This is a genomic window from Mucilaginibacter sp. (assembly GCF_036383575.1).
Lineage (GTDB): Bacteria > Bacteroidota > Bacteroidia > Sphingobacteriales > Sphingobacteriaceae > Mucilaginibacter.
In genome coordinates this window covers 1-8,422 of the sequence record NZ_DASVOB010000554.1, presented here as the reverse complement: position 1 = coordinate 8,422, position 8,422 = coordinate 1, and the positions used below count along the sequence as shown (strand labels likewise).

8 protein-coding genes are annotated in these 8,422 nt (G+C 43.4%); 4 read left to right on the top strand and 4 right to left on the bottom strand.

The features are described 5' to 3' along the window. Positions 1 to 1,319 (bottom strand): ligand-binding sensor domain-containing protein (locus VF500_RS19725; RefSeq protein WP_330861319.1); only part of this gene is annotated, 1,319 nt, incomplete at its 3' end. Positions 1,320 to 1,688: 369 nt separating this feature from the next. Here VF500_RS19725 and VF500_RS19720 point away from each other — a divergent pair. The 4 genes from VF500_RS19720 (at position 1,689) to VF500_RS19705 (ending at position 4,647) form a co-directional block, all read left to right on the top strand. Continuing rightward, positions 1,689 to 2,738: a sensor histidine kinase gene (locus VF500_RS19720; RefSeq protein WP_330861318.1), complete on the top strand. Its 1,050-nt coding sequence runs from the start codon at positions 1,689 to 1,691 to the stop codon at positions 2,736 to 2,738. Further along, entirely contained in the window at positions 2,713 to 3,477 is a 765-nt protein-coding gene (locus VF500_RS19715) for a LytTR family DNA-binding domain-containing protein (protein ID WP_330861317.1), read from the top strand. The genes VF500_RS19720 and VF500_RS19715 overlap by 26 nt, the downstream gene beginning before the upstream one ends. A gap of 288 nt (positions 3,478 to 3,765) precedes the next feature. Then, positions 3,766 to 4,359 (top strand): porin family protein, encoded by a 594-nt coding sequence (locus VF500_RS19710; protein WP_330861316.1) that lies wholly within the window; start codon positions 3,766 to 3,768, stop codon positions 4,357 to 4,359. A gap of 66 nt (positions 4,360 to 4,425) precedes the next feature. Beyond that, on the top strand, positions 4,426 to 4,647 hold the full coding sequence (locus tag VF500_RS19705; protein ID WP_330861315.1) for a DUF6965 family protein: 222 nt from the start codon (positions 4,426 to 4,428) through the stop codon (positions 4,645 to 4,647). A 9-nt stretch (positions 4,648 to 4,656) separates the two neighbouring features. On the opposite strand, the gene VF500_RS19700 is transcribed toward VF500_RS19705, so the two are convergent. From VF500_RS19700 to VF500_RS19690, 3 genes are all read right to left on the bottom strand, one after another. Further along, positions 4,657 to 6,762 (bottom strand): AAA family ATPase, encoded by a 2,106-nt coding sequence (locus VF500_RS19700; protein WP_330861314.1) that lies wholly within the window; start codon positions 6,760 to 6,762, stop codon positions 4,657 to 4,659. Positions 6,763 to 7,051: 289 nt separating this feature from the next. Further along, a complete protein-coding gene (locus VF500_RS19695) occupies positions 7,052 to 7,846 on the bottom strand; it encodes an FHA domain-containing protein (RefSeq protein ID WP_330861313.1) in 795 nt (264 codons plus the stop codon). Between the two features lie 25 nt (positions 7,847 to 7,871). Next, the coding region (locus tag VF500_RS19690; RefSeq protein WP_330861312.1) for a penicillin-binding transpeptidase domain-containing protein at positions 7,872 to 8,422 on the bottom strand (551 nt) is incomplete at its 5' end.

Here is an 8,422-nt window from a genome sequence, read left to right as displayed (position 1 = left end):
AGCAAACCATTGGCAGTAGTTGCATAAATAACGCCTTTTGAATCCTGTACCATCTGGTAAATAGTAAAGCCTGGCAGCGGTGAATTATTATTGTGATAATTTTCCCAACCATCATTAAGGTCGAACCGTACTATGCCCGATTCATCTGTGCCCAGCCATAAAACATGCTCAAACTTATCATACAGCATGGTGTTAACATGGTTGGCAGGTATGCCCGAATTTTTATCGTTATAATGCAGCCAGTTACCATTGAACTTTAATACAGCTACGCCTTCTTTATCACTATCATTTTCGCCGGATTGCTTATTGCAATCAACCAAAGAGAAGTAAACATTTCCTTTTTCATCCTCTACCGCACCCGAAATGGTTGCATTTTTTAGCGGGGTATTATTGAGGCTGTTAAATGAGGTAATAACGCTTTTATCAATCATGATAGTGCCTTTTGAGGTACCTATCCAAAGTCGTTTCTGACTATCTACATAGGCAAAAAGCACATTGCTTGATGGCATTTCGGGCATCGATTTTTTGTTGATTACAACTACTTTGTCTTTCCTTTTTACAACAAGGCCGTTTTGGGTAGTGAACAATAATTCGCCGTTACGGCTGTTCAGTACCTGGTTTACCCCACCTGCCAAAAATTGCTTAAAATCAAACAGCTGCCAGCCGCCGCTGCCATACATGAATATTTTATTATCGTAATAAACCCATTTGTTGTTATCCCTGTCGATGGTTACCTCTTTGATGTTGGCATCTGACGGAAATGGCGAGTTGTATTCATTAACCGGTATAAACGTTGTTCCTTCAAAGCGGGTCATGCCCTTTTCGGTAGCATACCATAAAAGGTCTGATTGATCCATTGCAGCCGATTTACTGATGTTATCAACCAAAGGCGAGTTGTATTTTGTCCAAGTTGTAAAATCGTAGTTTTTCAACGACGGATTGGCGTAGGTTACAGTCTTATTGTAAATTATCGGGTCGCCAGGTGGCTTCATCTCGCTGAGGTCCAGTCTTTGAACCTGGCCATAAACACCACCACTTATAAAGCGGAAAATAACGTTGACTGATGTTGCTACCGGTTTGCCATTTAGTATGGCCGGTTTCCAGATACAGCCGTTAAGATAGGTGATCAACTCGTTGGTGAGGGCGCTTTTGGTAGCATCATTATGGCTGAGCACGCAGCTAAAACCGCGTTCATCAACTATTACCTGGAATGTTATCGCACCTGTAGCATCTTTCAGCAGGTAGCGGTTATTGATCCTTGCAGATACAAAATCAATGGCAAGCTGGTCGCAGCTGGCCTTGGTGTCGCCGCAGTCCATGCAATAATTAGTGATATTACACATCTCTACCTTTTGCAAAAAAAGATTTTGCGCCGATAGGGCAGAAGGTAAAATGAAGATAAACAGGCAGATAAATAATATTCTGCGGATTTTAGTTGGGGATAACAATGCCAGCATTACGCTTATAAATAAAAGAAAGCAAACGCGAAACTCCAAGCGAATGATAGTTAAATAATGTTAAACAAAGATACGCATCATAAATGAGGATAGTATGAAGCCATTTGCATTTGGTTTGTTTGTAACAAAAAAATTCTATTAAACCGTTTAAAAGTACATTCAGGTCTCTTTTTGCCCGCTTCGGAAGCAAATTGATACACGGCTTATGCCGATTAACTATCTTTGAGCTATATGCCTTCGCCGTTACCAATTAAAAGCCTCATCCGGCTCAACTGGCTTCTTGTATTCGCTTTTACCGCGATCATTTCGCTGTATTTTATTTTTTTGATGGATGAAATACCGTTATACAAGGTGTTTTATATGGTTATGACCGCGGTGGGTATAGGTTTGGTGGCATTTGTAAATGTAACTATATTGATTTTACTTACACGTAAAAGCAACGCCCAGGGAAAAGTACTCAGGCGATACCGTTATTTTTTTACTTATACCGCAAGTGCCACTATCTATCTGATGCTGGCACCTGTGTTTGATTATTTTGAGCACAAAAGTAATTTATACCCCTTCCCGGTTTATCTGCTGATATTTGTTTTTTCCAGTATTCTTGTTAACACGGTGATCATCCTGTTACAGGATTTTATGATCCTGCAGGCTGATAAGTCACATGCCGAGCTGGAACTTTCCCAAATAAAAAACGCCCATGCCGAAGCCACAAACCTGCTTTTAAAACAACAGATCCACCCTCACTTTTTGTTTAATGCACTTAATACACTCAAAGCACTTTACCGGAAAGACCCGGGCGCGGGCGATAATTATATTGTTCACCTGGCTAATTTTTTAAGGGCTTCCGTTTATAATCATGCGGCAAAAACCTCGAGCCTTGCCGATGAACTGGCGCTGTTGCTCGACTACCTGGAAATGCAAAAGATCAGGTTTGGTTCGGCATTAAATTGTAATATCGACTTACCGCTCAATATTTTGAATGATCATTACCTGCCATCTTTTTCATTACAGCCGCTTTTGGAAAATGCCCTTAAGCATAATGAGCTAACCCAGCAATCGCCGCTTGTTGTAAATATTTTTTGTTCGGAAGGCAGGATCGTAGTATCCAATACGCTTAAAAAGAAAAATCTTAATGTAACTTCAACTCATCATGGGTTGGCTAATCTTGCCGAGCGGTACAGCCTGTTATCGGGCGATGAGATTATCATCAATGAAAATAAAGAAGCATTTTCTGTAAGTATCAAATTGTTGAATAATGAATATAGCGATCATAGAGGATGAGCCGGTAGTAGCCGATGACCTGGAACTGAGTATAACGCAGCTGATCAGTGAACCGGTAACTATAGTACAGCTTCATTCTGTAAAGGAAGCCGTTACCTATTTTTCAGGGAGTAACAATATCGATCTTATCTTCAGTGATATTCAGCTGGGTGATGGTTTAAGTTTCGAGATCTTTACAGCAATGCCTATTGATGTTCCTGTGATTTTTTGTACAGCGTATGACGAATACGCGTTGGATGCATTTAAAGCAAACGGAATAGATTACATCTTAAAACCTTTTACAACACAAACCCTGCAACAGGCCCTTGAGCGCTATAGTCAGTTAAGAAAAGTATTCCAGGTAAATCAGCCGCCGCAGTATGAAATTCTTATGGAATTGCTGGCTAAAAAGGAAACACCTAAGCCGTCGTCAGTACTGGTTTATCACCAGGATAAAATCATCCCGATAAAGCTGGATGATATAGCGCTGATCTACCTTGCCAATGAGGTATCTCATTTATTAACCTTTTCAGGCAGGACCTTTTATCCTAACAAAAACCTGGACGAACTGGAGAAGACAGGCGGTAACCATTTTTTCAGGGCCAACAGGCAATTTTTAGTTAGCAGAAAAGCCATTATTGACGTTTCCAGCTTTTTCTCCCGTAAGCTGTCGCTCAACCTCAACATCGCATTCAGCGAAAAAATTGTGGTGAGTAAAGGCAAGGCCTCCCAGTTTCTTGCCTGGCTGGCAAAAGCCTGAAATGAAAGCCGAAAGCAAAATGCATAAAGCTAACTAAAAGCTAATTGATTGATGCTTAATTAGTATCAGCTGGATGTGTTGTGTTTATTGATAGGCGCAATGCAATGCCTTGTCTTTTCATATTGCTGCTGTAAAATATTTGCCCGGTTTTTCCGCTTCCGGCGCCACTTTGCCCGCTTCGGTTACCTTTTCCTTTCCCGGGCCGCTTCATAGGCCCACCTTTGCGCTAAATAAAACAAATGCGCTTTCGGGCCGCAACAATTATCTCAAATATTGAAATTAAAATTTATGAAAAAGCTACTCATCATCTTTACTTGTTTAATCCTGGTATCAACTAAAGGTTTCAGCCAAAGCTTCGTCCAAAAGGTTGCGTCGCGCCTTGAATTTGGGCTTAAGGCAGGTGCCAACTATAGCAACTTTACCAACGCCAGTTTCCCTACCGATCCGCTGGTTGGTTTTCACGCAGGTGCTACCGTTGCGTTTAAGGTTACCGATAATTTCCTGATACAGGAAGAGTTTTTATTCTCATCGCAAGGTGCAAAAATTAAGGGCGGTGCACTTGGCGACCAAAACCTTAAGTTATCCTACATTTCGGTACCTTTTCTGTTAAAATACCGTGCCAACTCAGGTTTTTATATTGAAGCCGGTCCGCAGGTAGGCATGAAAGCCAAAGAAGATGTTTCAGGATTAAGCGCCGGTGATTTTGCCAAAAAGCTTGACCTGGCAGCAGCCGGGGGGATTGGGTTCCAATCGAAACTGGGTCTTGGTATCGGTGTAAGATATGTTTACGGGCTTTCAAAAGTGGGTAACTTTAATATCTCCAGCATCAACAACGATTTTAAAAATAATAACGTTCAGGCCAGTTTATTCTACGTGTTTTAAGCTATCGGAAGATATTTCGCTTAAAAGCCTGGTATTAAAATGCCGGGCTTTTTTTACTTTTGCACCATGAGCTACGAAGAATTGAGTGAATACTTTAGCAATGTTACTTTACCCGAGGAGTTAAGATTGGACCGCGCCTCAACCCAGCTCCATGTTGCCGATTTTGTTAAGCAACTATTGAAAAACATGAAAAACTATCCTGATAACTGGAGGCACCAGTACCAGTTAATAAGGATCAAAAATGCCCTCGAAAACCCGTATAACGGCCCCGAGATCCCAAGGTTTTAAATAAACCGGTTAGGAAAACAGGTCGTTTTCGCCTAAGTAACTCCTGATCATTTTCAGGATGGGTTCGCCCAGATCTGTTGCTTTGGCATCCCCGAAACTTTTTAACTGCGAAAGCTGGTTTAATGACCTTGGCAGTTTTGAAGTGATATCCCGCAGCATGTTTTCTGATACCAGTGTATGTTCAGGGATCTTACGTTCAAGACTGGTTGCCTTACGCCAGTTAAGTAGTTGTTTATAAAGCTCAGGGTTAACAATTTCCTTTTCTTTTGGCAGCGATTTCGGGTTCCAGTTTTTATACACCGGCTTGTAACTTATCCCGGCTTCCTGTACCGATGACAAAACATCCCTGCCCGATGTAGCAATAGGCAGGCGTACAAACGCTGCCGTTTTCGCCTTCAGGTTTACCAATAAATGGTTTAGGCTGTCGTAAAATTCGGCAGGAGGGTTGGTACTATTGATAGCAGTATAGAAACTATTAACAGCCTCTGAAAAAGTGTTTAGTTTTGGCAGAAAATAGTTGGCGGCGTTTTTTAACCTGCTTATAAAAGGTACGTTATCCCAGATCAGCTGATCACCAGGTAAAGCTGCGAGTTCCTTTCGGATAAAGCGGTCGCCTATGTTTTTGATTTCCGTGTCCCAGTTTTGGTCTGTTTTGTTGATGTTTTCAGATAAGAGGCTGTTTCTGATTTCACTGGCCAGCATAATCGTTTTAAGCTGTTTCCATGCACCGGTAAGCATCGAAAAATCAAAGACATCCTTCATTTCTTCCAATGCTATCTGCCGGATGGTGGTTTCCAGCAGCTGTTCATCGGGCGTGGAGATGGCAGCATTTTGCATAAAGCTGATGATCTCCGGATCGGTACGGATATTCTCGGGCCGCACCGGCGATTTCAGGAGCATGCCTTCAAGCGAGCGGCAACGGCTTAACGCCACATAAGCCTGCCCAAATGCAAAGGCGGCATCAACGTCAATAACTGCTTTTTCAAAGGTAAGCCCCTGGCTTTTATGTATGGTGATGGCCCAGGCCAGTCTCAACGGGTATTGGCTGAATGAACCGTTGTTCTGCTCGTTAACCTTTTGCTCATCTTCGGCCAGGGCATATTTTACGTTTTGCCAGCTTTCGGGGATCACCTCAAACTCGGTACCATCATCCAAAAAACTTAAGCGGATGTTGCCCGGCCCCATAGCAACGATGCGTCCTGTGCGGCCATTATAATATTGCTTTTTACCCGAACTGTCATTTTTAATGAACATCACCTGTGCGCCAACTTTCAATACCAGTTCTTCTTCGGCAGGGTAGGCCTCTTTCGGGAAATCACCGGTTACGGTGGCTTTAAAAGTTTGCGCTTCGCCATCAAGCTCCAGCAAGCGCTGCTGGTTAATTTCGTTAACCAGTTGGTTATGGGTAGATAAGGTTACGTAATCTTTAAGCCAGTTGGCATTCAGGTTAGGGTTATAATGCGCGTTTAGTTTGTCAAGCATTTCGCCGTTGGCATACCCGTTCCGGATGCTGTTGAGTATCTCCACAAATACCGGATCTTTCTGGCGGTAAACCTGGGTAAGCTCAAAGGTTAACACCGGAAATTGTTTAAACGCGAGGCTGTCGAAAAAATAAGGGCCTTTGTAAAAGTTTCTGAGTACCGGCCAATCCTTTTCATAAACCGGGGGCAGCTGAAACAAGTCGCCTATCATCAGCAACTGAACGCCGCCAAATGGCCGTGCCGATCCTTTAACCTGGCGCAATACGGTATCGATATAGTCGAGTGTATCGGCCCGTACCATACTGATCTCGTCGATGATGAGCAGGTCGAGGCATTTTAATATGTTTGATTTTTCGAGGCTTACCTGCCTGAGCAGCGTGCTGTGATTGTTATGATCGGTTACCGGTACCTGCGGACCGAACGGTACCTGGAAAAAAGAATGAATGGTTACACCACCCGCATTAATGGCGGCAACTGCGGTAGGGGCCACAACCGCCAAATTTTTGGTAACGTTCGCCCTGATCCAGCGGAGAAAAGTGGTTTTGCCTGTGCCGGCCTTCCCGGTTAAAAATATCGGCCGGTTTGTATTTTCAATAAATTTAAGGACGAGTTCATGAAAAGGCTCCAACACCATACGCTTGTTATTATATCTCCAATTCCCGGATCAGGAAATTATCCTCAAATTTAATAATAAGCTACGAGAGTGGGGATTTGTGTTATCAACAGAATTAGGTTCAGCCTTTATTGGGAAGCTGGTTGAAATCGTATAAGAAATATCGTTATTGAGAGGAGGGACGCCGAAGCAATCCCCTACTTACAGAGCCGCCCTGTATAGTTTGGGATTGCTTTCCCGAGGCAAATTCGGGACAGGCAATACCTCGCAATGACGCCTTTTTTCTGCTTGTTAACCCTATTTTAACAAACTAACGCTCTGCCATCGTACTATATAAAAACACTGCCGATTCACCTAATATAACTTGGTCGCCTTCATTTAAAGGGTGACCTATCTGGGTGGAATTAAGTTTGATCATTTTGCCATCTGCAGCTATGTGGATCTTGGTTTTGTTGCGTGGGGGCACGCCGCCTTCATCGGCAAAGATCATGAAGCGTTCGCTTTCGGCATCCCATTCAATGTGGGCGTGCTGCCTGCTGATGTATTTATTACTGTCATCCCTGCTCTCTCCCGGGAAAACCAACTGGTTAAGCCTGAACGAGCCATTTTCGGTAACAGCCTTTTTATCCCTGCCGATGTTGAGCTTCGGATCGGTCGCTTTGATCAGGTATTCTTCTTTTTCGGCCTCACCGCTCAGGATCCGCAAATAGGCTGTAAAGGAGGCTGCGTTATGGGCAACCTGCTTACGGGTGTTCATAACAAAAGCTACGTCCAGGTCGTGCATCCTTCTGGCATCTGCTGGAAACTGCTCCGTAAATTCAACATCGAGCGTCCAGTCCGAAGGTAAATTGATGGCAAAATCGTCGGCTATTTTTTGAACCTCATTTTTAAAGAGCTGTTTATCGTGCACATAAACTGCTCCTTCGTAGATAGGTTTATCCTCTGAGTCGGAGGCTATAAAAAGTTTCAATTCTTTGATATGGCCACCTTCGCCGCCCTCTATCTTTTGCAACGATTCTTTTATGAAACGTAATATGGCTTCACGTAAGCTTTTTACATCCCAGGGTTGTTTTTCGCCGCTTCTTTTAAATAAACTAAATGCCATTTGCTCTTTCCTTTCTGCTTAAACACTATTCTTCCGTAGTGGTTTCTGTTTCCATGCTTTTAATATAGCCCTTCTTTAACAGGAATGGGATCACGTGGTTCCCGGCCAGGTGTACCGCGTCTGATGATCCACGGGTCGACTCAACCCGGATACATGTCACTATATAACCGCTGCCCTTTTCTTTTGGTGCAAAGAAAACATACCAACCATCGTTAACACTCTGGTTCCTGACAATACGTTCGGGCGTACCTGTTTTACCGGCTACCTTTATCCCTAATATCGGGGTTTTAGGCGCACTTTGCTCAATCATGTATTGCTTTAACAAAGCCGCGTAACGCGGATCATCTGCCAGTTTGATACCGCTTTTTACGGCTACTGTCGAGTCGGCTATTTTTAGCGCATACCTGTTAGGCATCAATACACCACTATTGGCTACGCCGGATACCAGTCTTGCCACAGCCGCAGGGGTAGCGATCAATTCGCCCTGTCCCCAGGCCATGCCCGAAATACCTTTAGCCCGCGTTTTATGGATATTGTTAGGATCATACCTCGGTTTGGTATTAAACTCGGTTTTAC